The sequence below is a fragment of the Enterobacter sp. JBIWA008 genome (assembly GCF_019968765.1).
Classification (GTDB): Bacteria; Pseudomonadota; Gammaproteobacteria; order Enterobacterales; family Enterobacteriaceae; genus Enterobacter.
Genome location: NZ_CP074149.1, coordinates 3,748,672 through 3,771,904 on the forward strand (window position 1 = coordinate 3,748,672; position 23,233 = coordinate 3,771,904).

The following is a 23,233-nucleotide window of genomic DNA, read 5'->3' on the forward strand; positions in this document are numbered from 1 at the left end:
GTGCAAAATGCACGTCGGTAAAAATGCTTTTTTTAATTAGCGACCAGCCGGGAAAGGCTGGCCGAATGCGTTATGCGCCCGCCGCCAGCAGCAGGTCTGCAATCTCAGTGAAGCCTTTCTCCCTCGCCAGCTCGAGCGGGGTTTTGCCGTATTTGTCGGTCATGTGCGGGTTCGCGCCGTGATCCAGCAGCAGCTTCACGATCTCCTGCTGCTTTGCGCCGCCGTCGTTTAGCACGATCGCTTCCAGCAAAGGCGTCCAGCCGACAAAGTTGGTGTGGTTGACGTTGATATCGGTTTTTTCCAGCAGCTCGCGTACGATCTCCACGTGCCCTTTTTCACTGGCAGGGGTAATGCCCACGCCGCCAAAGCGCGTCAGGCGGTCGAGATCCGGATTTGCCGGAAGGACAATGCGCAGCAGGGTGATATCGTTGGTCAGGCAGCTAATCAGGAAGGGGTTAAAGCAGGTCTGATCCTGTTTATCAATATCCGCCCCGGCGGCAATTAATAACGCCACGCAGTCATAATGCTTTTTCAGGCTGGCAATAATAACGGCGGTTCTTTTCTGGCGGTTGGTGGCGTTAATATCCACGCCTTTCTCCAGGCAGGCTTTTAGCGCATCGCTATTGCCCTCTTCTGCCGCCAGCAGAAATTCAGTAACGAGTTCGTTCGCAGACATATTCAGACTCCCGATGTTTTTATTTCTGTTGACCTGAGAATAGCAACAGCCTGGTCATAAAAGAATCCGCTTAAAAATGATTCATCGACAGTCAATTCATTGTTGAGGTAAATTCAACAAACCGGTCAAAACGTGCGTCTGTGCAACCTTTTTCTTATGTTTCACCGCGTTTTAGCCGTCGAGGCTGCATTATGCTTATGTCTGACGAAGCCTTACTGTGTGGGGCTTTCAGCAAATGATCAGAACTGTGATCGGCTTCAAATGCGTTGTAACAACGCTGTTAAAATATGTTCAAAACTGATGGCTGAAGGGAGTGAAATATGAATTCCATCTTTACCGAGGAGAACCTGCTGGCCTTTACTACCGCCGCACGCTTCGGCAGCTTCAGCAAAGCCGCCGCCGAGCTGGGCGTGACGACCTCCGCCATCAGTTACACCATCAAACGCATGGAGACCGGTCTGGACGTGGTGCTGTTTGTACGAAGCACGCGCAGCATCGAGCTGACCGAGTCCGGCTTTTACTTTTACCGTAAGGCCACCGACCTGCTAAACGACTTTCACGCCATCAAGCGCGGCATAGATACCATTTCTCAGGGCATTGAGGCGCGGGTGCGCATCTGTATCAACCAGCTTTTGTATACCCCACGCCACACCGCCAGGCTGCTGCAGGTGCTAAAAAAGCAGTTTCCCACCTGCCAGATCACCGTGACCACCGAGGTGTATAACGGCGTCTGGGATTCGATCATTAATAATCAGGCCAACATCGCGATTGGCGCGCCGGACACGCTGCTCGACGGCGGCGGGATTGATTACACCGAGATCGGCGCCATCCGCTGGGTCTTTGCCATCGCGCCGGAACACCCGCTGGCGTTCACTCCGGAGCCGATAGCGGAGAGCCAGCTGCGCCTGTACCCCAACATCATGGTGGAAGATACCGCGCACACCATTAACAAGAAGGTGGGCTGGCTGCTGCACGGGCAGGAGGCGATTCTGGTGCCGGACTTTAATACCAAATGCCAGTGTCAAATCCTGGGTGAAGGGATAGGTTTTTTACCGGAGTATATGGCGCGGGAAGCGGTGGAAGACGGGCTGCTGGTGACGCGACGTATTAATAACCCACGTCAGGACTCGCGCATGCTGCTCGCCACGCAGCATGCCGCAACCGGCCAGGTCACGCGCTGGATAAAACAGCAGTTTGGCCCTCAGGGCGTGCTGACCGGGATCTACAGTGACTTACTCTGGCGTGCTTAGTTCTTACTTTGAACCCAAAAGGCATGGATAAGACCCGGGATGTAGCCCAGCAGCGTCAGAATAATGTTGATAATAAACGCCCAGCCGAAACCTTTGCCCAACAGCACGCCCAGCGGCGGCAACAGGATGGTAAAAACAATACGCCAAAAACCCATATCAAAACTCCGTGCAAGCTAATCCATTGAAAATAATAAAGAGAACTTCCTCTAAGCGTAGCCAGTTTACCTGTCGGCGCCAGTTCCCTGTCCTCCTTTTACCCTCTTTTACGCTTTTGACGCTGGCTTAATGTGCACAATTACTTTAGCATTACCTTAATTAAGTAAAATCTAAACTATCATGACCGAACTCGAACAGCTTCAGGCCAGCGCAGAGCAGGCTGCAACCCTTTTAAAAGCGATGAGCAACCCGCGTCGGCTGCTGATCCTCTGCACCCTGTGCGGAGCGCCCGGCACCAGCGCGGGGGAACTGGCCCGCGCCACGGGGCTAAGTCCTTCCGCCACGTCGCAGCATCTGGCGCGTATGCGTGAGGAAGGGCTTATCGACAGCACCCGCGACGCGCAGCGCATTCTCTATTTCATTAAAAACGATGCGGTGCATCAGCTTATCAGCACCCTGAAAACCCTTTATTGCCCGTAAGGAGCCGCCATGTCACTTCCCCTTCTTTCGCCGCGCGAGGCCAGCGCCCGCATCGCTGAAGGCGCAAAACTGATTGATATTCGTGATGCCGACGAGTACGCCCGCGAGCATATTCCCGCCGCGCGGTCCATGCCGCTGGCTACCTTACCCGGCGGACTTAGCGCGCAGGCGGGTGATACGGTGATTTTTCACTGCCAGTCTGGCGTCCGCACCTCTGGCAATGCCGATCGCCTTGCTCAGGCCGCCGCGCCCGCCCAGGCCTTTGTTGTCGAGGGGGGCATTCAGGGCTGGAAGCAGGCCGGGCTGCCGACCGTTGAAGATAAATCCCAGCCGCTGCCGCTGATGCGTCAGGTGCAAATTGCCGCCGGGCTGTTGATACTCTGCGGCGTTGTGCTGGGCTATAGCGTCTCCAGCGGCTTTTTCCTTCTCAGCGGTTTTGTCGGAGCCGGGCTGCTGTTTGCCGGTGTGACGGGCTTTTGCGGCATGGCGCGACTGCTCATGGTAATGCCCTGGAACCGGCGTACCTCATAAGCAGTAATGGGTGAAATACGCTGTACCGGGCGTCATGCGTGGGCTAAGGTGAAGATCGCTAAAACGATGAGGAGGTAATATGTTTTCTGTCGGTGATTATGTGCAACCGCGTAAAGGCGGCCCGAAACTGAAAGTGCTAGAAGTGAACGGTGACAACATTGTGGCGGTCCAGGCCAGCAATGAGCAAGGCGAGAAATATACGCTGAAAGCCGCCGATGTGGCGCCTTATAGCGAAGAAGGCGATTTCGGCGTCTGCTGAAGAGTCAGCCGGGCGGCATATTCCGCCCGGCTCATTCGTTAGATCAGAAAATCATCCAGTGATTTACCGTCTGCCAGCGCGCTGGCAATAGGCTTCGGCGTGCGGCCCTGACCGGTCCACGTTTTCTCTTCACCGTTCTGGTCAATAAAGCGATATTTTGCTTCACGCGGCTTACGCTTTTTCGCTGGCTTACTCGCCTGCGCCAGTTCAGAGCCCAGCAGATCGGTCGGGGAAATACCATCAGCTTTCATCAGCTCCAGCAGGGCATTAATTTTTTCCTGCTGCTCAGCACGCTGCTGCTCTAATTCCGTCAGCTCGCTGCGTTTCTCTTCAGTAACGACCCTGACCTTTTCCAGCATTTCCTCAAGAACGTCCAGGGATAATTCACGCGCCATGGCGCGCAGGGTTCGGATATTATTAAGATTCTGTAACGTCAAAGACATATTATTTGAAAACCTTTTCTTTTGGGTAAATAGATAAATCGTCGACAGAATAATTCATTTGAGCTGAAATATCTACCCAAGGGTCTACATGGGCATCAGTGTAAATAAATTTAGATCTCACGCTTAATAATAGCGCAGGGTGCTGGCAGGACACAGGTAGCGCCAATCACTGCATTAATATAAATGGTCAACTTTAATCCAAATTACAGCATAATGCGCCACCAGCAGGAGGGAGCCCCCTCACCCACGCCACCAACACAATCAAAAAATTGATTTTGTTGCAAAAAACACCATGAAAGACAGATTATAACGATCGGAACAAAAAACGAACAACTTAAGAGAATTTTGTGGACAAAAGGCGATTAAATAAAAATTAATCACTAGTTGTTAGTTTAAACATAGAGAGATACGCTATACACGTCAAACAAACCAACCTAAAGCACTAACAGCTGAAGGAAAATCGTTTTTTTTGTGTTCTTCTCAAGGAGTTCAGACATGTTCTCGCCGCAATCTCGCCTGCGCCACGCGGTGGCAGATACTTTCGCGATGGTTGTTTACTGTTCCGTCGTGAACATGCTGATCGAAATATTCCTCTCCGGAATGTCCTTCGAGCAGTCACTTTCATCTCGTCTGGTGGCGATCCCGGTCAATATTATTATTGCATGGCCTTACGGGTTATACCGCGATGCGGTAATGCGTTTCGCGCGTCGTATCAGCCCCGCAGGCTGGGTGAAAAACCTGGCGGACGTTCTGGCGTATGTAACGTTCCAGTCGCCGGTTTACGTGGCCATTCTCCTGACAGTCGGTGCAGACTGGCACCAGATCGCTGCGGCGGTTAGTTCGAATATTGTCATTTCGATGTTGATGGGAGCCGTTTACGGCTATTTCCTCGACTACTGCCGCCGCCTGTTTAAGGTCAGCCAGTACAGCCAGGCAAAAGCGTGATATGAAGCGACTGGCGCACGCCAGTCGCAAATTTACTGTACGTCGCCAAACAGTCCCTTCAAAAACCGCTCCAGCGCCATACGCGAACTAAAACCGTGCGGAATACCATAATGCTCATGCCGTTCACCGCCTAAATAGAGCGGAAATTGCTGATAATGATCGCAGGTTTTAATATCCGAGGCAGGCTCAGCAAATGACTGGCTTCTGTCTTTCAGCGTCGGGTGAATAATGAGAGCGGTACGTCCCATTCTGGCTTCGCGATTAACGTAAACATAATTCTCGCCGCGGCGATATCCATACGCTTTTGGCGTCACCTCATCCATGGTGAATCCCTCTTTTTCAAGAACGCGTGCCACCTCGTCAGGTCGTAAATACATATCTTTTCCTCGTTATCTTTTCCTGCCCGGCAACCTTACAGTATTCAGCAATAGCAGGGCTTTCAGAATAGTCCATAAACTGCCGGATAACGCGTGATGCGCTTCAGATATTAAATTTCTGAACTAAACTGAACGGGAACGCAAAATTACGGAGGATCGTATGTTTAACAGACCGAACCGAAACGATATTAATGACGACGCGCAGGATATTCGTAATGATGTCAGCCAATTAGCGGACACGCTGGAAGAGGTGCTGAAATCCTGGGGAACTGACGCGAAGGACGAAGCGGATGCCGCAAAGCGTAAGGCTCAGTCTCTGCTCCGTGAAACCCGCGCGCGTATGAACGGACGTTCACGCGCCACGCAGGCTGCCTGCGATGCGGTCAGCTGCGCAACGACCTTCGTGCGGGAAAAACCGCTATGTACTCTGGGAACCGTCGCGGCGGTTGGTATCTTCGTCGGTGCCCTGCTCAGCCTGCGTAAATAAGCCCGAGTTCTCAGCCCCGGTAGCCTAATGCCGGGGCTTTTTTATGCCCGTAGCCTGAAAAACCCGTACAGCCTGCCCTGCCCCGCTGTGCTCATCACAGGGGCAACTTCAATCTAAATTTCCCATATCTTGTATGGTTGAAACTTTGGATAACTACATCTAGTATTCCTTTAGCAAGAGACACACAACCTGACGCGATGATTCGCGCCGAACCCTCATTCTAAATGGAAATACGAATCATGAGCATTATTATTTACACTCGTAACGATTGTGTTCAGTGCCACGCAACAAAACGGGCAATGGAAAATCGGGGCGTGGCGTTTGAGATGGTGAATATTGACCTGGTCCCCGACGCCGCCGATACCCTGCGCAAGCAGGGTTTTCGTCAGCTTCCGGTAGTGGTTGCCGGGGAGACAAGCTGGTCTGGCTTTCGCCCGGACATGATTAACCGCCTCGCCGCGCAGGCCGCCCGGGCATGAGTGGGCTGGTTTTCTTCTCCAGCAGCTCGGAAAACACGCTCCGCTTTATTGAGCGCGTCGGGCTGCCTGCGGTGCGCATTCCGCTGAACGAGCGGGAGCGGATCCGGGTAGAGGAACCGTACATTCTGGTAGTGCCCAGCTATGGCGGCGGCGGTACGGCGGGCGCCGTGCCTCGCCAGGTGATCCGCTTTCTCAACGATTCTCATAATCGCGGGCTAATCCGCGGCGTGATCGCGGCGGGGAATCGCAATTTCGGCGATGCCTTTGGCCGCGCCGGGGATGTCATCTCTCAAAAATGCGGCGTGCCGTATCTCTATCGTTTTGAGCTGATGGGGACACAGCAGGACGTCGAAAACGTGCGTAAAGGAGTGAACGAATTTTGGCAACGACAACCGCAGAACGGGTAATTCAGGCAACGCCGGACTACCACGCATTAAACGCGATGCTTAACCTCTATGACCGGGAGGGACGCATTCAGTTCGATAAAGATCGTGAGGCGGTGGATGCCTTTTTTGCCGCGCACGTGCGGCCCAACAGCGTGACTTTTGCAAGCCAGAATGAACGTCTCGACTATCTGGTTAACGAGGGTTACTACGACGCGCGCACGCTCACCCGCTACGACCGTGCCTTTGTGGTGAAGCTGTTTGAGCGCGCGCACGCCAGCGGTTTTCGTTTCCAGACCTTCCTCGGCGCGTGGAAGTACTACACCAGCTATACCCTGAAGACCTTTGACGGCAAGCGCTACTTAGAGAGCTTTGAAGATCGCGTAGTGATGGTGGCGCTGACGCTGGCGCAGGGCGATGAAGCGCTGGCGGAGCAGCTAACCGACGAGATCCTCTCCGGACGCTTCCAGCCCGCCACGCCAACCTTTCTCAACTGCGGCAAAGCCCAGCGCGGCGAGCTGGTTTCCTGCTTCCTGCTGCGTATCGAAGACAATATGGAGTCGATTGGTCGCGCGGTGAACTCGGCGCTGCAGCTTTCCAAACGCGGCGGCGGCGTGGCGTTTCTGCTCTCTAACCTGCGTGAAGCGGGCGCGCCTATCAAGCGCATCGAAAACCAGTCCTCCGGCGTGATCCCGGTGATGAAGATGCTTGAGGATGCGTTCTCATATGCTAACCAGCTTGGCGCACGCCAGGGCGCCGGGGCGGTTTATCTGCACGCGCATCATCCGGACATTCTGCGGTTTCTGGATACCAAACGCGAAAACGCCGACGAAAAAATCCGCATCAAAACCCTGTCGCTGGGGGTGGTGATCCCGGATATCACCTTTAAGCTCGCCAGAGAGAATGCCGACATGGCGCTCTTCTCGCCGTATGACGTCGAGCGAATCTACGGCAAAGCCTTTGGCGACGTGGTCATCAGCGATCTTTATGACGAACTGGTGGCCGACGATCGCATCCGCAAAAAATATATCAACGCCCGCGACTTCTTCCAGACGCTGGCGGAAATTCAGTTTGAGTCCGGCTATCCGTACATCATGTATGAAGATACGGTGAACCGCGCGAACCCGATTGCCGGACGCATCAACATGAGTAACCTGTGCTCGGAGATTTTGCAGGTCAACAGCGCGTCTACCTACGACGAGAACCTGGACTACGCGGACATCGGCAAGGATATCTCCTGCAACCTCGGGTCGCTGAATATTGCCCACACCATGGATTCCCCAGACTTTGGCCGCACGGTGGAGACCGCCATTCGCGGACTGACGGCGGTGTCGGACATGAGCCACATCCGCAGCGTGCCGTCTATAGAAGCGGGCAACGCCGCGTCGCACGCCGTCGGGCTGGGGCAGATGAACCTGCACGGCTATCTGGCGCGGGAAGGCATCGCCTACGGCAGTCCGGAAGGGCTGGATTTCACCAACCTCTATTTTTACACCATTACCTGGCACGCGCTGCACACCTCGATGATGCTGGCGCGCGAGCGCAACCAGCGTTTCGCGGGCTTTGAGCTGTCGCGCTACGCCAGCGGAGAGTATTTTAGCCAGTATCTTGAAGGCGACTGGCAGCCAAAAACCGAAAAAGTACGCGAGCTGTTTGCCCGCGCCGGAATCGTGTTGCCGACGCGCGAAATGTGGCAACAGCTGCGTGACGACGTGATGCGCTACGGCATTTATAACCAGAACCTGCAGGCCGTCCCGCCGACCGGATCGATTTCCTATATCAACCACGCCACGTCGAGCATTCACCCGATCGTGTCGAAAATTGAAATTCGTAAGGAAGGCAAAACCGGACGCGTTTACTACCCTGCCCCGTTTATGACCAATGAGAACCTGGCGCTGTATCAGGACGCATACGAGATCGGCCCGGAAAAAATCATCGACACCTACGCGGAGGCGACAAAACATGTGGATCAGGGGCTGTCGCTGACGCTGTTCTTCCCGGACACCGCCACCACGCGGGATATCAACAGAGCGCAGATCTACGCCTGGAAGAAAGGCATCAAAACGCTCTACTACATTCGCCTGCGCCAGCTTGCGCTGGAAGGCACCGAAATCGAAGGCTGCGTGTCCTGCGCGCTGTAAGGAGAAAGGATGAAACTGTCACGCGTGAGTGCCGTTAACTGGAACAAGATCCAGGACGACAAAGATCTGGAGGTGTGGAACCGCCTCACCAGCAACTTCTGGCTGCCGGAAAAGGTGCCGCTCTCCAACGATATTCCCGCCTGGCAAACGCTCAGCCAGGGCGAGCAGCAGCTGACAATCCGCGTCTTTACCGGCCTGACGCTGCTGGACACTATTCAGAATACCGTGGGTGCGCCCGCGCTGATGAGTGATGCGCTGACGCCGCACGAAGAGGCGGTGATGTCGAACATCAGCTTTATGGAGGCGGTACATGCCCGCTCCTACAGCTCGATTTTTTCGACGCTCTGCCAGACCAAAGACGTAGACGCAGCCTACGCCTGGAGCGAAGAGAGCGAGTCATTACAGAGAAAGGCGGAACTGGTTCTGGAATATTACCGCGCCGACGAGCCGCTAAAGAAAAAGATCGCCAGCGTGTTTCTGGAATCTTTCCTCTTCTATTCCGGCTTCTGGCTGCCCATGTACTGGTCGAGCCGGGGCAAGCTGACCAACACCGCCGATTTGATCCGGCTTATCATTCGGGATGAAGCGGTTCACGGGTATTACATCGGCTATAAGTATCAAAAAGGTCTTGAGAAAGTCAGCGAGGCGAAGCGCGAGGAGCTAAAAGGCTTTGCGCTCGATTTGCTGATGGATCTGTATGACAACGAGCTGAGCTATACCGAGGAACTCTACGCTGGCACCGGCTGGGAGGAAGACGTAAAGGCCTTCCTCTGCTACAACGCCAACAAGGCGCTGATGAACCTGGGTTACGACGCCCTTTTCCCGCCTGAGATGGCGGAGGTGAACCCGGCGATTCTGGCCGCGCTGTCGCCCAATGCTGACGAAAACCACGATTTCTTTTCCGGATCTGGCTCGTCGTATGTGATGGGCAAAGCGGTGGAAACCGAGGATGAAGACTGGGATTTTTAATGAACGCTAACGTTCGTTAATTTAATATAAACCCAACAACCCCCTCTCTAATATTTACAAAACAACTACACTGTAATTTCCACGTCATATTCGCCTGAATTATTCCGATTCAGGCGAAATTTCTCGATGCAGCAGTAAAAAATTGAGAAAAATTCAAACCGCCCTCAGCCCTTTATTCATGGGAAATTCAGCCGTTTCGCTTGTGTCAAAATTCTGCCCTTAGCCCGACTCAGGGTTGTCTCAGATTCTCAGTATGTTAGGGTTATGCCCGTTAACAATTTACCATGGTAATCATATCGACATAATCAAATAACAGGACACTCTCTATTGCATGGCAATTAAATTAGAAGTGAAAAATCTTTATAAAGTATTTGGCGAGCACCCGCAGCGCGCATTCAAATATATTGAAAAAGGCCTTACGAAAGAGCAAATTCTGGAAAAAACCGGGCTATCACTTGGCGTTAAAGACGCCAGTCTGGCCATTGAAGAAGGCGAGATTTTTGTCATCATGGGATTATCCGGTTCGGGTAAATCCACTATGGTTCGCCTTCTCAATCGCCTGATTGAACCCACCCGCGGACAGGTGCTGATTGACGGCGTGGATATCGCCAGAATATCAGACGCAGAGCTTCGCGAGGTGCGCAGAAAGAAGATTGCAATGGTGTTCCAGTCATTCGCGCTGATGCCGCACATGACGGTGCTGGATAATACCGCCTTCGGTATGGAATTAGCCGGCACGCCGGCCCAGGAGCGTCAGGAAAAAGCCCTTGATGCACTGCGTCAGGTCGGGCTGGAAAATTATGCGCATGCGTACCCGGATGAACTTTCCGGCGGTATGCGTCAGCGCGTGGGATTAGCCCGCGCATTAGCCATTAATCCGGACATTTTATTAATGGACGAAGCCTTCTCCGCGCTCGATCCATTAATTCGCACCGAGATGCAGGATGAGCTGGTAAAATTACAGGCGAAACATCAGCGAACCATTGTCTTTATTTCCCACGATCTGGATGAAGCTATGCGTATTGGCGACCGTATTGCCATTATGCAAAACGGTGAAGTGGTACAGGTCGGCACGCCGGATGAAATTCTCAATAATCCGGCAAATGATTATGTGCGCACCTTCTTCCGCGGCGTGGATATTAGCCAGGTATTTAGCGCCAAAGATATTGCCCGTCGAACGCCAAACGGCATTATTCGAAAAACGCCAGGTTTCGGCCCGCGCTCCGCGCTGAAGCTGCTGCAGGACGAAGACCGTGAATACGGTTATTTGGTTGAACGCGGCAATAAATTTGTTGGCGTTGTCTCCATCGACTCTCTGAAAACCGCCCTTGGCGAAAACCAGGGAATCGATGCGGCGTTAATTGACGCTCCGCTTGCCGTGGACGCCGAAACGCCGCTCAGCGAGTTGCTCTCACACGTGGGTCAGGCACCGTGCGCCGTGCCGGTCGTGGGTGAAGAACAACAATATGTCGGCATCATCTCAAAACGCATGCTGCTGCAGGCTTTAGATCGCGAGGGGGCAAACAATGACCGATCAATCTAACCCGTGGGGCACCACTGAAGCAGCGGACAGCGCTGCGCAATCCGCCGACGCGTGGGGTTCCACGCCCGCCCCTGCCGATGGCGGCGGCGCGGCAGACTGGCTCAATAGCGCACCCGCGCCTGCGCCAGAGCACTTCAACATCATGGATCCGTTCCATAAGACGCTGATCCCGCTGGACAGCTGGGTCACGGAAGGGATCGACTGGGTGGTGACCCACTTCCGTCCGTTATTCCAGGGGATCCGCGTTCCGGTGGATTACATCCTGAACGGCTTCCAGCAGATGATGCTCGGCATGCCCGCGCCCGTCGCTATCGCTCTGTTCGCCCTGATTGCATGGCAGTTCGGCAGCGCAGGAATGGGGATCGCCACGCTGATTTCACTGGTTGTGATTGGCGCGATCGGCGCCTGGTCGCAGGCAATGATCACTCTGGCGCTGGTCCTCACCGCCCTGCTGTTCTGCGTGGCGATCGGCCTGCCGATGGGGATCTGGCTGGCGCGCAGCCCGAGGGCGGCGAAAATTATTCGGCCATTGCTGGATGCGATGCAGACCACACCGGCGTTTGTCTATCTGGTGCCGATTGTCATGCTTTTCGGGATCGGCAACGTGCCGGGCGTGGTGGTGACCATTATCTTCGCCCTGCCGCCGATTATTCGTCTGACCATTCTGGGGATTAACCAGGTGCCCGCCGATCTGATCGAAGCCTCACGCTCGTTCGGCGCCAGCCCGCGCCAGCTGCTGTTTAAGGTGCAGCTCCCGCTCGCGATGCCGACCATCATGGCGGGCGTTAACCAGACGCTGATGCTGGCTCTCTCCATGGTGGTGATTGCCTCAATGATCGCCGTAGGCGGACTGGGCCAGATGGTGCTGCGCGGCATTGGCCGTCTCGACATGGGGCTGGCCACCGTCGGCGGCGTCGGCATTGTGATCCTCGCCATTATTCTTGACCGCCTGACCCAGGCCGTCGGTCGTGATTCACGCAGTCGCGGCAACCGTCGCTGGTATAGCACCGGCCCTGTCGGGTTACTCACCCGCCCTTTCACAAAATCAAAATAAGGAACAACGATGCGACATAACGTACTTTTTGCTACCGCGTTTGCCACCCTTGTCTCCACCAGCGCGTTTGCGGCAGATCTGCCGGGCAAAGGCATTACCGTGCAGCCGGTGCAGAGCACCATTTCGGAAGAGAGCTTCCAGACCCTGATCGTCAGCCGCGCGCTGGAGAAGCTGGGCTATACGGTCAACACGCCGAGCGAAGTGGATTACAACGTGGGCTACACTTCGATTGCCTCCGGTGACGCCACCTTTACCGCGGTAAACTGGCAGCCGCTGCACGACGATATGTATGCCGCCGCCGGTGGCGACAAGAAGTTCTATCGCGAGGGTACCTTCGTGACGGGGGCGGCGCAGGGTTATCTGATCGACAAGAAAACCGCCGATAAGTACCACATCACCAACATTGAACAGCTGAAAGATCCGACGATCGCTAAACTGTTCGACACCAACGGTGACGGCAAGGCCGACATGATGGGCTGCTCGCCGGGCTGGGGCTGTGAGGCGGTGATTAACCACCAGAACAAAGCCTTCGATCTGGAGAAGACCGTCGACGTGAGCCACGGCAACTACTCCGCGATGATGGCCGATACTATCGCCCGCTTTAAAGAAGGCAAACCGGTGATCTACTACACCTGGACGCCGTACTGGGTGAGCGACGTGCTGAAGCCGGGTAAAGACGTGGTGTGGCTGCAGGTGCCATTCTCATCTCTGCCAGGCGAGCAGAAGGACATCGACACCAAATTGCCGAACGGCATGAACTACGGTTTCCCGGTGAACACCATGCATATCGTGGCCAACAAAGCCTGGGCCGAGAAAAACCCGGCGGCGGCGAAGCTGTTCTCGGTGATGAAGCTGCCGCTGGCAGACATCAATGCCCAGAATGCGATGATGCATGCGGGCAAATCGTCTGAAGCGGATGTTAAAGGCCACGTTGACGGCTGGATCAAAGCCCACCAGCAGCAGTTTGACGGCTGGGTGAAAGAGGCGCTTGCAGCGCAGAAGTAAAACATTTTCCCTCACCCCAGCCCTCTCCTACAGGGAGAGGGTTAGGGGGAGGGCACCAGACCGCACAATCCACACCTAAACCGCACAATACATCACCCAACAATCCCCCAACATTCACCATCATTGGTTATTATGGTTTCCGGAAATATAATCACTCAACTAACGATTCCTGAAACTAATGACAAAAACAACTCAAGGGCTTAGCCCGGCACTCATCCTTTTAATGTCCGTGGCAACGGGTCTGGCAGTCGCCAGCAACTATTACGCGCAACCTCTTCTCGACACCATCGCCCGCGCGTTCAATCTTTCTGCCAGCTCCGCTGGCTTTATCGTTACCGCTGCTCAGCTTGGCTACGCCGCCGGGCTGCTGTTCCTGGTGCCGCTCGGCGATATGTTTGAGCGCCGGATGCTGATCGTTTCGATGACGCTGCTGGCCGCCGGTGGGATGCTGATCACCGCCAGCAGCCAGTCGTTAACGATGATGATCGTCGGCACCGCGCTAACGGGGCTGTTCTCCGTGGTGGCGCAAATCCTTGTACCGCTCGCCGCGACCCTCGCTTCCCCGGAAAAACGCGGCAAGGTTGTGGGCACCATCATGAGCGGCCTGCTGCTGGGGATTTTGCTGGCGCGAACCGTCGCCGGGCTGCTGGCAAGCCTCGGCGGCTGGCGCACCGTATACTGGGTGGCGAGCGTGTTGATGGTCGTCATGGCGCTGGCGCTGTGGCGCGGGCTGCCGAAGGTGAAGCAGGAAAATCATCTGAACTATCCGCAGCTGCTGGCCTCCGTTTTCAGCCTGTTCACTCAGGATAAGCTTCTGCGCACCCGCGCCCTGCTGGGCTGTTTCACCTTCGCTAACTTCAGCATCCTGTGGACGTCGATGGCGTTTCTGCTGGCCGCGCCGCCGTTCAATTATTCTGAAGGGGTGATTGGTCTGTTCGGCCTGGCCGGTGCCGCAGGCGCACTGGGCGCGCGTCCCGCAGGCGGGCTGGCCGACAAGGGCAAATCTCACCTGACCACCTCCGCAGGGCTGGTTTTACTTCTGCTCTCCTGGGCGGCGATCTTGTACGGGCACATCTCGGTGCTGGCGCTGATCGTCGGTATCCTGGTGCTCGATCTCACCGTACAGGGCGTTCACATCACCAATCAGACCGTCATCTATCGCGTGAAGCCAGAGGCGCGTAACCGCCTGACGGCCGGATACATGACCAGCTACTTCATTGGCGGCGCTGCGGGTTCGCTAATTTCAGCGTCAGCGTGGCAGCATGCAGGCTGGTCGGGGGTATGTGCGATTGGGGCCATCGTCGCCACCCTTAACCTGCTAGTATGGTGGCGCGGCTACCATCGTCAGGATGCAATTCACTAAGATTTACATTGCGTTGGCCTCTTAGGGTGTTAAGAGGCCCTTCACTCTGCTAATGTAAACGCAATCATTTATCCCAGAAATTTTAATGTGGGTGACATATTTACAATCGGTATGAATAGTTCAGACCCCCGTCCTCACATCCTCTCTTCTACGGGTTCACACCCTATGCTCTCTGTGCTCACCGGGTCACGGACTTACCCGGCGCTTTCTGATAGTGACATAAGCCTGGCGAATACAATCGCGCAAATAATTCATTTACATTATTTGTCACTATCGTTACTATATCGGCTGTAATTAATGAGGTTATGCCCAAATGGATAGTTCGTTTACGCCCATTGAACAAATGCTTAAATTCCGCGCCAGTCGCCATGAGGACTTCCCATATCAGGAAATCCTGCTGACTCGCCTGTGCATGCACATGCAGGGTAAGCTACTGGAAAACCGTAATAAAATGCTGAAAGCTCAAGGGATTAACGAGACGTTGTTTATGGCGTTGATTACGCTGGAGTCTCAGGAAAATCACAGCATTCAGCCTTCCGAACTAAGCTGCGCGCTGGGTTCCTCCCGTACTAATGCGACCCGTATTGCCGATGAACTCGAAAAGCGTGGCTGGATTGAGCGCCGTGAAAGCGATAACGATCGCCGCTGCCTGCATCTGCAACTGACCGATAAAGGTCACCAGTTCCTGCGCGAGGTGCTGCCACCTCAGCACAATTGCTTGCACAAACTCTGGTCCGCTCTCAGCACTGCCGAGCGCGACCAGCTTGAGCACATCACTCGCAAGCTGCTCACCCGTCTGGACCAGATGGATGAAGACGGCGCCGTTCTTGAGGCGCTGCGCTAACGCGACGACACGCTCACCATTCCAGATTCATAAGAAAACCGACAGGCCAGCACGTCACACTGCTGGCCTTTCTGACAACAGGTCGGCTCAGCCGATGTGAAAATAAGAAGATCGTGGAGAACAACAATGAGCGCAAATGCGGAGACAACCCCCCCGCAGCAACCGGCCAACAAGAAAGGCAAACGTAAGAGCGCCCTTCTTCTGTTGACCTTGCTCTTTATCATTATTGCCGTGGCATATGGGATCTATTGGTTTTTAGTACTACGTCATGCTGAAGAGACTGACGACGCGTACGTGGCAGGGAACCAGGTACAAATTATGGCGCAGGTGTCGGGCAGCGTGACGAAAGTCTGGGCTGACAATACCGACTTTGTGCAAAAAGGCGATGTGTTGGTAACCCTCGATCCAACCGACGCCCAGCAGGCGTTTGAAAAAGCGCAGACCGCGCTGGCCTCCAGCGTCCGTCAGACCCGCCAGCTGATGATCAATAGCAAACAGCTGCAGGCCAACATCGACGTGCAGAAAACGGCACTGGCGCAGGCGCAGAGCGACCTGAACCGCCGCGTTCCGCTTGGCACCGCCAACCTGATTGGCCGTGAAGAGCTGCAGCACGCCCGCGACGCGGTTGCCAGCGCGCAGGCCCAGCTGGATGTCGCCATTCAGCAATACAACGCCAACCAGGCGATGGTGCTGGGCACCAGCCTGGAAAACCAGCCTGCCGTACAGCAGGCGGCGACAGAAGTGCGCAACGCGTGGCTTGCCCTGCAGCGTACCAAAATCGTCAGCCCGATGACCGGCTATGTCTCCCGTCGTTCCGTTCAGCCAGGGGCGCAGATTAGCCCAACCACGCCGCTGATGGCGGTCGTGCCGGCAGATAACCTGTGGGTCGATGCCAACTTTAAAGAGACGCAGCTTGCCCATATGCGTATCGGCCAGTCCGCAACGGTTGTCAGCGACATCTACGGCGATGACGTGAAGTACACCGGGAAAGTGGTTGGTCTGGATATGGGGACCGGGAGCGCCTTCTCCCTGTTGCCTGCACAAAACGCCACCGGTAACTGGATCAAAGTGGTTCAGCGTCTGCCTGTGCGTATTGAACTGGATGCCAAACAGCTGGCGGATCACCCGCTGCGTATCGGCCTCTCTACGCTGGTGACGGTCGACACCGCCAACCGCGACGGTCAGATCCTGGCAAGCCAGGTGCGCAGCAGCCCGGCTTATGAAAGCAACGCCCGTGAAATTAGCCTCGATCCGGTCAACAAGCTGATCGATGACATCGTGAAGGCAAACGCCGGTTAATCCGAAGGTGAGCGTTATGCAACAGCAAAAGCCGCAAAAACCGCTGGAAGGCGCGCAGCTGGTCATTATGACCATCGCGCTGTCGCTGGCGACATTCATGCAGGTGCTGGACTCCACCATCGCAAACGTGGCGATCCCGACCATCGCCGGTAACCTTGGCTCGTCGCTGAGCCAGGGGACCTGGGTTATTACCTCCTTTGGGGTGGCAAACGCCATCTCCATTCCGATTACCGGCTGGCTGGCAAAGCGCGTCGGTGAAGTGAAGCTGTTCCTCTGGTCAACGGTGTTGTTCGTTCTTGCCTCCTGGGCGTGCGGCATGTCCAGCAGCCTGACGATGCTGATTTTCTTCCGCGTTATTCAGGGGATTGTGGCCGGGCCGTTGATTCCGCTGTCGCAGAGCTTACTGCTGAACAACTATCCGCCTGCCAAGCGCTCGATTGCGCTGGCGCTGTGGTCGATGACCGTGATTGTTGCGCCGATTTGCGGACCTATCTTAGGCGGCTATATCAGCGACAACTACCACTGGGGCTGGATCTTCTTTATCAACGTACCGATTGGCGCCGTCGTGGTAATGATGACGCTCCAGTCGTTGCGCGGCAGAGAAACCCGGACGGAACAGCGGCGTATCGACGCCATTGGTCTGGCACTGCTGGTTGTCGGCATCGGTAGCCTGCAGGTCATGCTCGACCAGGGCAAAGAGCTGGACTGGTTCAACTCCAGGGAGATCATCATCCTGACGATTGTCGCAGTGGTGTCGCTGAGCTTCCTGATTGTCTGGGAGCTGACGGACGATAACCCGATAGTCGACCTGTCGCTGTTTAAGTCGCGAAACTTCACCATAGGCTGCCTGTGTATCAGCCTCGCCTACATGCTCTACTTCGGCGCGATTGTACTGCTGCCGCAGCTTTTGCAGGAGGTATACGGCTACACCGCAACCTGGGCTGGTTTAGCCTCGGCGCCGGTTGGATTGATTCCAGTTCTGCTGTCGCCGATTATTGGCCGCTTCGCCCACAAGCTCGACATGCGCAGGCTGGTGACGTTCAGCTTTATCATGTACGCCGTGTGCTTCTACTGGCGTGCGTACACGTTCGAACCGGGAATGGACTTTGGCGCGTCCGCGTGGCCGCAGTTTATTCAGGGCTTTGCCGTGGCGTGTTTCTTTATGCCACTGACCACCATCACGCTTTCCGGTTTGCCGCCTGAGCGCATGGCGGCCGCATCAAGCCTGTCGAACTTTACCCGAACGCTGGCGGGTTCGATTGGTACGTCGATCACAACAACCCTGTGGACGAACCGTGAATCGATGCACCATGCCCAGCTGACCGAAGCGGTGAACCCGTTCAACCCGAACGCCCGGGAGATGTACAACCAGCTTCAGGGAATGGGTATGACGGAACAGCAGGCGTCCGGCTGGATTGCCCAGCAGATCACCAATCAGGGCCTGATTATCTCGGCAAATGAGATTTTCTGGATATCGGCGGGGATCTTTATCGTCCTGCTGGGGCTGGTGTGGTTTGCTAAACCCCCGTTTGGCGCCGGTAGCGGCGGCGGTGGCGCGCACTAATTCGCGTTGTCCAGAACGCGAAGTTTCGATAAAGCAGCGCTCCTGAAATCAATTCACGATAGTGAAAAGACAACGGGAGCGCATCATGCTGAACACACCCGCCGACAAGTACCAACCCTATCCCACGCTTCCCTGTCCGCTTGCCGCTGGCCGGAGCAACGCATCACCCGCGCGCCGCGCTGGCTCTCAACCGACTTACGCGACGGCAACCAGGCCCTTGCCGAGCCGATGGACTGCACCCGCAAGCTGCAGTTCTGGGATCTGCTGCTGGGCTGGGGCTTCCTACCCTCTCCCTGAGGGAGAGGGAAAAGGTGCACTAGATGTGCAGTTCCTGCAGTTTTTCTTTTGGCAGGGCCAGCTCTTCGTTGCTGTTCACGCGAACATCACGCTCGATGATGTGACGCGCGATTTCCTGCGCTTCTTCCAGAGAGTGCATCTGGTAAGTACCGCACTGGTAAACGTTCAGCTCAGGGATCTGGTTCTGCTCTTTCACCTTCAGCACGTCTTCCATCGCCGCTTTCCACGCATCAGCGACGCGTTTCTCTTCTGGCTGGCCAATCAGGCTCATGTAGAAACCGGTACGGCAGCCCATCGGAGAGATGTCGATGATCTCAACGCCGTTGCCGTTCAGATGGTCGCGCATGAAACCAGCGAACAGGTGTTCCAGGGTATGAATGCCTTTCTCCGGCATCACTTCTTTATTTGGCACGCAGAAACGCAGATCGAAGACGGTGATCGTGTCGCCGTGCGGGGTGTGCATGGTCTTAGCCACGCGTACTGCAGGTGCTTCCATACGGGTATGGTCGACAGTAAAGCTATCTAATAACGGCATACGTCACCTCCGATAGTGATTTTTTTTAAAATAAACTGAACTCTTCCACAGAATGCACGTCTGAGTATATGAAAGACGCGCATTTGTTATCATCATCCCTGAATTCAGAGATGTATATTTTGGCCACAGCGATGTGGCCTTTTTCTTTTCTGCTTAAGCCTGCTTCGCCAGAAACGCCTCAAACGACTCGGTATCCGCCGCTTCAACCTCTTTCTGACGCACCACGGACGCATCGCGTTCCGCGGCAAAATCTGCTTCACTCAGAATTTCTAACGGCTCCTGCATCAGCATCTCACGGTACTCCGCTGAGAGTGAACGTCCCGTGCCGCCAATGCCCTGATCGATCATAGAACGCAGAATACGCGCTGAGAACGTCAGTTCCGGGTTATCAAAGCACTCCACCAGCTGGTCGCAAATCTGTTGATATGCGTCGCCGCCATCGATGCTGTCCATCGTCCGGGCAACACGCTTCAGGTCACGGAACAGATCTTTGCCGACTTCCTTCAGCGGGAACTGTGCCGTTTCGCAGCCGATACCCAGCGTCAGACCCGGTTTACGTCCTTCCAGAATCACGCGATTCCAGTTTGTACGGGTACAGAGCAGTTCGTCTGAACTCATTTCCGGCGCATCCGCCAGCGCGCACCAGACCATAAATAGATCCAGGAAGCGAACCTGCTGCTCATCAACGCCAATCGGTGAGAACGGGTTAATATCCAGCGAGCGCACTTCAATGTATTCGATCCCGCCGCGCTGCAGCGCATCCGACGGGGTTTCACCGCTGCGCGTTACGCGCTTAGGACGAATAGGCGCATACAGCTCGTTTTCGATCTGCAGTACATTACTGTTGATTTGCAGGCGCTTGCCGTCTTTTTCGAGGCCGATTTTCTCGTACTCTTCCGACGGGGTTTTGATCGCCCGCTTCAATCCTGCCACATATTCGTGCAATTCGTTAAACGTAATACCGAGATTGCTTTGCGATTTATTGGTATAACCGAGATCGCTCAGGCGCAGAGAGGTGGCGTACGGGAGATAGTACATTCCGCACTCGGTTTTCTCGAACGGCAGCGTGGTCGGTTTCCCCTGCAGGAACGAAGAACAGATCGCCGGGGAAGCACCAAACAGATACGGGATCACCCAGCCGAAACGGTAATAGTTTCGGATCAGGCGGAAATAACCTTCAGAGATCGCGTCTTTATCCGTTTCACCGCATTTCGCCTGCCAGAACGCCATTGGCAGCGAGAAGTTGTAATGCAAGCCCGAGATCGTCTGCATCAACGCGCCGTAGCGGTTCTTCAGACCCTCGCGATAAAGCGTTTTCAGTCGACCGATATTCGACGTGCCATACTGCGCCAGCTCAATCTCCTGCCCTTGCTCGATATAGCAGGGCATGCTGAGCGGCCACATACGCTCATCGCCCATATTACGGGCGGTGTAGCGATGGATGTCGCGCAATATCGTCAGCATATGATCAATATCACCGTCCACCGGAGTGATAAACTCCAGCAGTGCTTCAGCGAAATCGGTAGTGATCCATTTATGTGTCAGCGCCGAGCCTAACGTCTTCGGGTGACCCGTCGTCGCTAAGCTACCGTCCGCGTTTACGCGCAGCGTTTCACGCTCAAGGCCACGCTGAATACCCTTCAGTGCCTGAGGGTGGTTTTCCAGCCAGGCCAGCGCCTGTGATACGTCCGGGATCAAATTGACCTCCCGCCTGTCAAAGTAATGTTACTCAGCATAATTGTAATGGTTGACGATTGAAGGTCGCGTATTCATTCCACCAATTAGTGCCACCACGTCATACCCTGTAGTGTTGCCCACGCCACAAGAACATAGCGCAACGCCTTGCCAAGGCACAAAAAAAAGAGCACCGGTCCCCAGGAGATGCGCATCCATCCCGCCAGCAGACACAGTAAATCGCCTATTACAGGCATCCAGCTTAATAACAGCGTGGCAGCGCCATAGCGTTTTAGCCAGCCGACTGCCTTTTCCTGCCAACGCGATTTTTCGCGAAGCGGAAAGAAGCGCCCAAGAATAACGTTAGTCAGCCCTCCAAGGCTATTACCCATTGTTGCTATTAATACAAGTAGCCAGGGCTGACTCACGCCGGACAACAGCATCGCCACCAGCACCACTTCCGAATTTCCCGGTAACAGCGTGGCGCTTAAAAAGCTGCTGGCGAATAATGAGGCGAGTGACAGCGCGTCACTCACAGTAAGCGCACATCCACCGCATCCATTCCCGCAGCACGCGCGGCCTGGATACCGAAATCAGCATCTTCAAACACGACGCATTTTGCCGCCGGGATGCCCATTAATTCTGCGCAGAGCAGGAAGGTATCCGGTGCGGGCTTGTGATTTTTAACATGATCGGCGGCGACCACGGCTGAAAAATAGTGGCGCAGGCCAAGATGGTTGAGTAATGCCTCAGCAATCGCACTTTCGCTGCCTGTTCCTACCGACATCGGGCGGCGCCCGTGCCACTCCTTTACCACATCAATCAACGGCAGAGGACGTACGGTATCTAAAAGCATTGCTTTTACCGCATCGGTTTTTTCGCGCGCGAGCAGATGCGGGTCGAGATCGGCCTGATTCAGTTCAATCACGGCCTGTGCAATACGCCAGGTGGGGGATCCGTTGAGGGCAATCATCGCCTGAAGATCGAAACGCATATCGTAGCGGCCCAGGACGTCAGTCCAGGCTTGACGATGCGTGGGTTCGGTATCCAGGAGAGTGCCGTCCATATCGAAGATCAAACCGTCATACTGTGCGTACATCGTGCTCTCGCTAAACGATTAACAAAGCATTACTTTATCGTAAATGGTGGTTTTTGTCGCTGATTGCGAAGTGATAACAACGAGAGTGATTAAGAACTAAACATTGAGGGGAATGACAAGAAGAGATGGTGCATCCGGGAGGATTCGAACCTCCGACCGCTCGGTTCGTAGCCGAGTACTCTATCCAGCTGAGCTACGGATGCATCGGGAAATGCTTTTAGAAACAGTAAATGGTGCATCCGGGAGGATTCGAACCTCCGACCGCTCGGTTCGTAGCCGAGTACTCTATCCAGCTGAGCTACGGATGCATCAGGGTACTGCTTTCAGAAATAGTAAATGGTGCATCCGGGAGGATTCGAACCTCCGACCGCTCGGTTCGTAGCCGAGTACTCTATCCAGCTGAGCTACGGATGCATCGGGATTTACTACTGTACTGCTCGATATTCATATCACTTCTAAAGCAATATGAAGTAATAGATGGTGCATCCGGGAGGATTCGAACCTCCGACCGCTCGGTTCGTAGCCGAGTACTCTATCCAGCTGAGCTACGGATGCAAAATGGCGGTGAGGCGGGGATTCGAACCCCGGATGCAGCTTTTGACCGCATACTCCCTTAGCAGGGGAGCGCCTTCAGCCTCTCGGCCACCTCACCACACAACGCCTCTTTCGAGTGCTTCGAGCAACTCATTAAGAGCTTCTCGTCGCTGCGTGGCGCATATATTACTTTCTGGGACTTATAAGTCAAACAATTTTCCAAAAGCTTTTATCGTTTGCACAAATCACACGCAATTCGCATGTAAAAGCCACAAAGAGGGTGTTTTATAAGCAGATTTTGCAGACATCTTCACAGAAAACATGTGCAGAAATGGCGGTGTTGAGACGAGTAAAGGGCAAAGGAGTGGTTAAAAAGAGAGCGATTGAAATTAAACGGTAACTTTGAGCAGGAAAAATAGCGGGAGGGTTGCGTCTCGCCCGACAGCGAGACGCAACAATATCAGTAACTGGACTGCTGGGATTTTTCAGCCTGGATACGCTGGTAGATCTCTTCACGGTGGACAGATACTTCTTTAGGGGCGTTAACACCAATACGTACCTGGTTACCCTTTACCCCTAAAACTGTCACGGTGACCTCATCCCCAATCATGAGGGTCTCACCAACTCGACGAGTCAGAATCAGCATTCTTTGCTCCTTGAAAGATTAAAAGAGTCGGGTCTCTTGTATCCCGGCATTATCCATCATATAACGCCAAAAAGTAAGCGATGACAAACACGTAAAGTGTAAGCAGTCACGGCATCACATTCTGTTAAACGTAAGTTTAGCCGATATACACAAACTCAACCTGACTTTATCGTTATCGATAGCACAGTGAACAAGACGCC

26 protein-coding genes, 5 tRNA genes and 1 pseudogene are annotated in these 23,233 nt (G+C 54.6%); 18 read left to right on the plus strand and 14 right to left on the minus strand.

The window, feature by feature from the left end; genetic code table 11:
* Window positions 1-70: 70 nt before the first annotated feature.
* Window positions 71-676, minus strand: a complete 606-nt coding sequence (locus KGP24_RS18050; protein ID WP_223561342.1) for an ankyrin repeat domain-containing protein — start codon at window positions 674-676, stop codon at window positions 71-73.
* Window positions 677-996: 320 nt separating this feature from the next.
* Here KGP24_RS18050 and KGP24_RS18055 point away from each other — a divergent pair, with 320 nt between their 5' ends.
* Window positions 997-1,926 (plus strand): LysR substrate-binding domain-containing protein, encoded by a 930-nt coding sequence (locus KGP24_RS18055; RefSeq protein ID WP_223561343.1) that lies wholly within the window; start codon window positions 997-999, stop codon window positions 1,924-1,926.
* Here the strand turns inward: KGP24_RS18055 and KGP24_RS18060 are convergent.
* Window positions 1,923-2,081: a YqaE/Pmp3 family membrane protein gene (locus KGP24_RS18060; protein ID WP_032645235.1), complete on the minus strand. Its 159-nt coding sequence runs from the start codon at window positions 2,079-2,081 to the stop codon at window positions 1,923-1,925. The genes KGP24_RS18055 and KGP24_RS18060 overlap by 4 nt on opposite strands.
* Before the next feature lie 181 nt (window positions 2,082-2,262).
* On the opposite strand from KGP24_RS18060, the gene KGP24_RS18065 reads away from it, so the two are divergent.
* The 3 genes from KGP24_RS18065 to KGP24_RS18075 all read left to right on the plus strand — a co-directional run bounded on the left by KGP24_RS18065 (window position 2,263) and on the right by KGP24_RS18075 (window position 3,352).
* A complete protein-coding gene (locus tag KGP24_RS18065; protein ID WP_121424485.1) occupies window positions 2,263-2,562 on the plus strand; it encodes a metalloregulator ArsR/SmtB family transcription factor in 300 nt (99 codons plus the stop codon).
* Window positions 2,563-2,571: 9 nt separating this feature from the next.
* Window positions 2,572-3,093 carry a rhodanese family protein gene (locus tag KGP24_RS18070; protein ID WP_223561344.1) on the plus strand — a complete coding sequence of 174 codons (522 nt, stop codon included), beginning with the start codon at window positions 2,572-2,574 and terminating at the stop codon, window positions 3,091-3,093.
* A gap of 79 nt (window positions 3,094-3,172) precedes the next feature.
* The gene (locus KGP24_RS18075) at window positions 3,173-3,352 is read left to right on the plus strand and encodes a hypothetical protein (RefSeq protein ID WP_223561345.1); all 180 of its coding nucleotides are present in this window, start codon (window positions 3,173-3,175) and stop codon (window positions 3,350-3,352) included.
* 38 nt (window positions 3,353-3,390) lie between these two features.
* Here KGP24_RS18075 and stpA read toward each other — a convergent pair whose 3' ends face one another.
* Window positions 3,391-3,795 (minus strand): DNA-binding protein StpA, encoded by a 405-nt coding sequence (gene stpA, locus KGP24_RS18080; RefSeq protein ID WP_223561346.1) that lies wholly within the window; start codon window positions 3,793-3,795, stop codon window positions 3,391-3,393.
* A 495-nt stretch (window positions 3,796-4,290) separates the two neighbouring features.
* On the opposite strand from stpA, the gene alaE reads away from it, so the two are divergent.
* On the plus strand, window positions 4,291-4,740 hold the full coding sequence (gene alaE, locus KGP24_RS18085) for an L-alanine exporter AlaE (protein ID WP_008502567.1): 450 nt from the start codon (window positions 4,291-4,293) through the stop codon (window positions 4,738-4,740).
* A gap of 32 nt (window positions 4,741-4,772) precedes the next feature.
* Here the strand turns inward: alaE and KGP24_RS18090 are convergent, their stop codons facing one another.
* Entirely contained in the window at window positions 4,773-5,117 is a 345-nt protein-coding gene (locus tag KGP24_RS18090) for a DUF2002 family protein (protein ID WP_223561347.1), read from the minus strand.
* Between the two features lie 160 nt (window positions 5,118-5,277).
* Here KGP24_RS18090 and KGP24_RS18095 point away from each other — a divergent pair, with 160 nt between their 5' ends.
* The 13 genes and pseudogenes from KGP24_RS18095 to KGP24_RS18155 form a co-directional block, all read left to right on the plus strand.
* Window positions 5,278-5,604 carry a DUF883 domain-containing protein gene (locus KGP24_RS18095; protein ID WP_223561348.1) on the plus strand — a complete coding sequence of 109 codons (327 nt, stop codon included), beginning with the start codon at window positions 5,278-5,280 and terminating at the stop codon, window positions 5,602-5,604.
* A gap of 239 nt (window positions 5,605-5,843) precedes the next feature.
* Window positions 5,844-6,083, plus strand: coding sequence for a glutaredoxin-like protein NrdH (gene nrdH / locus KGP24_RS18100; RefSeq protein ID WP_223561349.1), 240 nt, complete (start codon window positions 5,844-5,846; stop codon window positions 6,081-6,083).
* Window positions 6,080-6,490 carry a class Ib ribonucleoside-diphosphate reductase assembly flavoprotein NrdI gene (gene nrdI / locus KGP24_RS18105; protein WP_223561350.1) on the plus strand — a complete coding sequence of 137 codons (411 nt, stop codon included), beginning with the start codon at window positions 6,080-6,082 and terminating at the stop codon, window positions 6,488-6,490. The genes nrdH and nrdI overlap by 4 nt, the downstream gene beginning before the upstream one ends.
* Window positions 6,463-8,607 (plus strand): class 1b ribonucleoside-diphosphate reductase subunit alpha, encoded by a 2,145-nt coding sequence (gene nrdE, locus KGP24_RS18110; protein WP_223561351.1) that lies wholly within the window; start codon window positions 6,463-6,465, stop codon window positions 8,605-8,607. Before nrdI ends, nrdE begins: the two co-directional genes overlap by 28 nt.
* 9 nt (window positions 8,608-8,616) lie before the next feature.
* The gene (gene nrdF, locus KGP24_RS18115) at window positions 8,617-9,576 is read left to right on the plus strand and encodes a class 1b ribonucleoside-diphosphate reductase subunit beta (protein ID WP_223561352.1); all 960 of its coding nucleotides are present in this window, start codon (window positions 8,617-8,619) and stop codon (window positions 9,574-9,576) included.
* A gap of 331 nt (window positions 9,577-9,907) precedes the next feature.
* Entirely contained in the window at window positions 9,908-11,119 is a 1,212-nt protein-coding gene (gene proV / locus KGP24_RS18120) for a glycine betaine/L-proline ABC transporter ATP-binding protein ProV (protein ID WP_223561353.1), read from the plus strand.
* Window positions 11,103-12,173: a glycine betaine/L-proline ABC transporter permease ProW gene (gene proW / locus KGP24_RS18125; RefSeq protein WP_223561354.1), complete on the plus strand. Its 1,071-nt coding sequence runs from the start codon at window positions 11,103-11,105 to the stop codon at window positions 12,171-12,173. Before proV ends, proW begins: the two co-directional genes overlap by 17 nt.
* Window positions 12,174-12,182: 9 nt before the next feature.
* Entirely contained in the window at window positions 12,183-13,178 is a 996-nt protein-coding gene (gene proX, locus KGP24_RS18130; RefSeq protein ID WP_223561355.1) for a glycine betaine/L-proline ABC transporter substrate-binding protein ProX, read from the plus strand.
* Between the two features lie 178 nt (window positions 13,179-13,356).
* Entirely contained in the window at window positions 13,357-14,541 is a 1,185-nt protein-coding gene (locus KGP24_RS18135) for an MFS transporter (protein ID WP_223561356.1), read from the plus strand.
* Between the two features lie 313 nt (window positions 14,542-14,854).
* Complete coding sequence (gene mprA / locus KGP24_RS18140; RefSeq protein WP_023308933.1) at window positions 14,855-15,385, plus strand: transcriptional repressor MprA; 531 nt, start codon at window positions 14,855-14,857, stop codon at window positions 15,383-15,385.
* A 126-nt stretch (window positions 15,386-15,511) separates the two neighbouring features.
* Window positions 15,512-16,684, plus strand: coding sequence for a multidrug efflux MFS transporter periplasmic adaptor subunit EmrA (gene emrA / locus KGP24_RS18145; protein ID WP_223561357.1), 1,173 nt, complete (start codon window positions 15,512-15,514; stop codon window positions 16,682-16,684).
* Between the two features lie 16 nt (window positions 16,685-16,700).
* On the plus strand, window positions 16,701-18,248 hold the full coding sequence (emrB, locus tag KGP24_RS18150) for a multidrug efflux MFS transporter permease subunit EmrB (RefSeq protein ID WP_223561358.1): 1,548 nt from the start codon (window positions 16,701-16,703) through the stop codon (window positions 18,246-18,248).
* A gap of 85 nt (window positions 18,249-18,333) precedes the next feature.
* Window positions 18,334-18,530, plus strand: a pseudogene (locus KGP24_RS18155) (2-isopropylmalate synthase); the annotation flags it as partial.
* A gap of 34 nt (window positions 18,531-18,564) precedes the next feature.
* Here the strand turns inward: KGP24_RS18155 and luxS are convergent.
* The 10 genes from luxS to csrA all read right to left on the minus strand — a co-directional run bounded on the left by luxS (window position 18,565) and on the right by csrA (window position 23,033).
* Complete coding sequence (gene luxS, locus KGP24_RS18160; protein WP_008499539.1) at window positions 18,565-19,080, minus strand: S-ribosylhomocysteine lyase; 516 nt, start codon at window positions 19,078-19,080, stop codon at window positions 18,565-18,567.
* 153 nt (window positions 19,081-19,233) lie between these two features.
* Entirely contained in the window at window positions 19,234-20,778 is a 1,545-nt protein-coding gene (gene gshA, locus KGP24_RS18165; RefSeq protein WP_223561359.1) for a glutamate--cysteine ligase, read from the minus strand.
* 83 nt (window positions 20,779-20,861) lie between these two features.
* Entirely contained in the window at window positions 20,862-21,290 is a 429-nt protein-coding gene (locus tag KGP24_RS18170; RefSeq protein WP_008499541.1) for a YqaA family protein, read from the minus strand.
* A complete protein-coding gene (gene yqaB, locus KGP24_RS18175) occupies window positions 21,287-21,853 on the minus strand; it encodes a fructose-1-phosphate/6-phosphogluconate phosphatase (RefSeq protein WP_223561360.1) in 567 nt (188 codons plus the stop codon). The genes KGP24_RS18170 and yqaB overlap by 4 nt, the downstream gene beginning before the upstream one ends.
* Before the next feature lie 126 nt (window positions 21,854-21,979).
* Window positions 21,980-22,056: transfer RNA gene (locus KGP24_RS18180), tRNA-Arg, on the minus strand.
* A 28-nt stretch (window positions 22,057-22,084) separates the two neighbouring features.
* Window positions 22,085-22,161, minus strand: a tRNA-Arg gene (locus KGP24_RS18185).
* A 29-nt stretch (window positions 22,162-22,190) separates the two neighbouring features.
* Window positions 22,191-22,267, minus strand: a tRNA-Arg gene (locus KGP24_RS18190).
* A gap of 64 nt (window positions 22,268-22,331) precedes the next feature.
* Window positions 22,332-22,408, minus strand: a tRNA-Arg gene (locus KGP24_RS18195).
* 4 nt (window positions 22,409-22,412) lie between these two features.
* Window positions 22,413-22,505, minus strand: a tRNA-Ser gene (locus tag KGP24_RS18200).
* Between the two features lie 342 nt (window positions 22,506-22,847).
* The gene (gene csrA / locus KGP24_RS18205; RefSeq protein ID WP_000906486.1) at window positions 22,848-23,033 is read right to left on the minus strand and encodes a carbon storage regulator CsrA; all 186 of its coding nucleotides are present in this window, start codon (window positions 23,031-23,033) and stop codon (window positions 22,848-22,850) included.
* Between the last annotated feature and the right edge of the window lie 200 nt (window positions 23,034-23,233).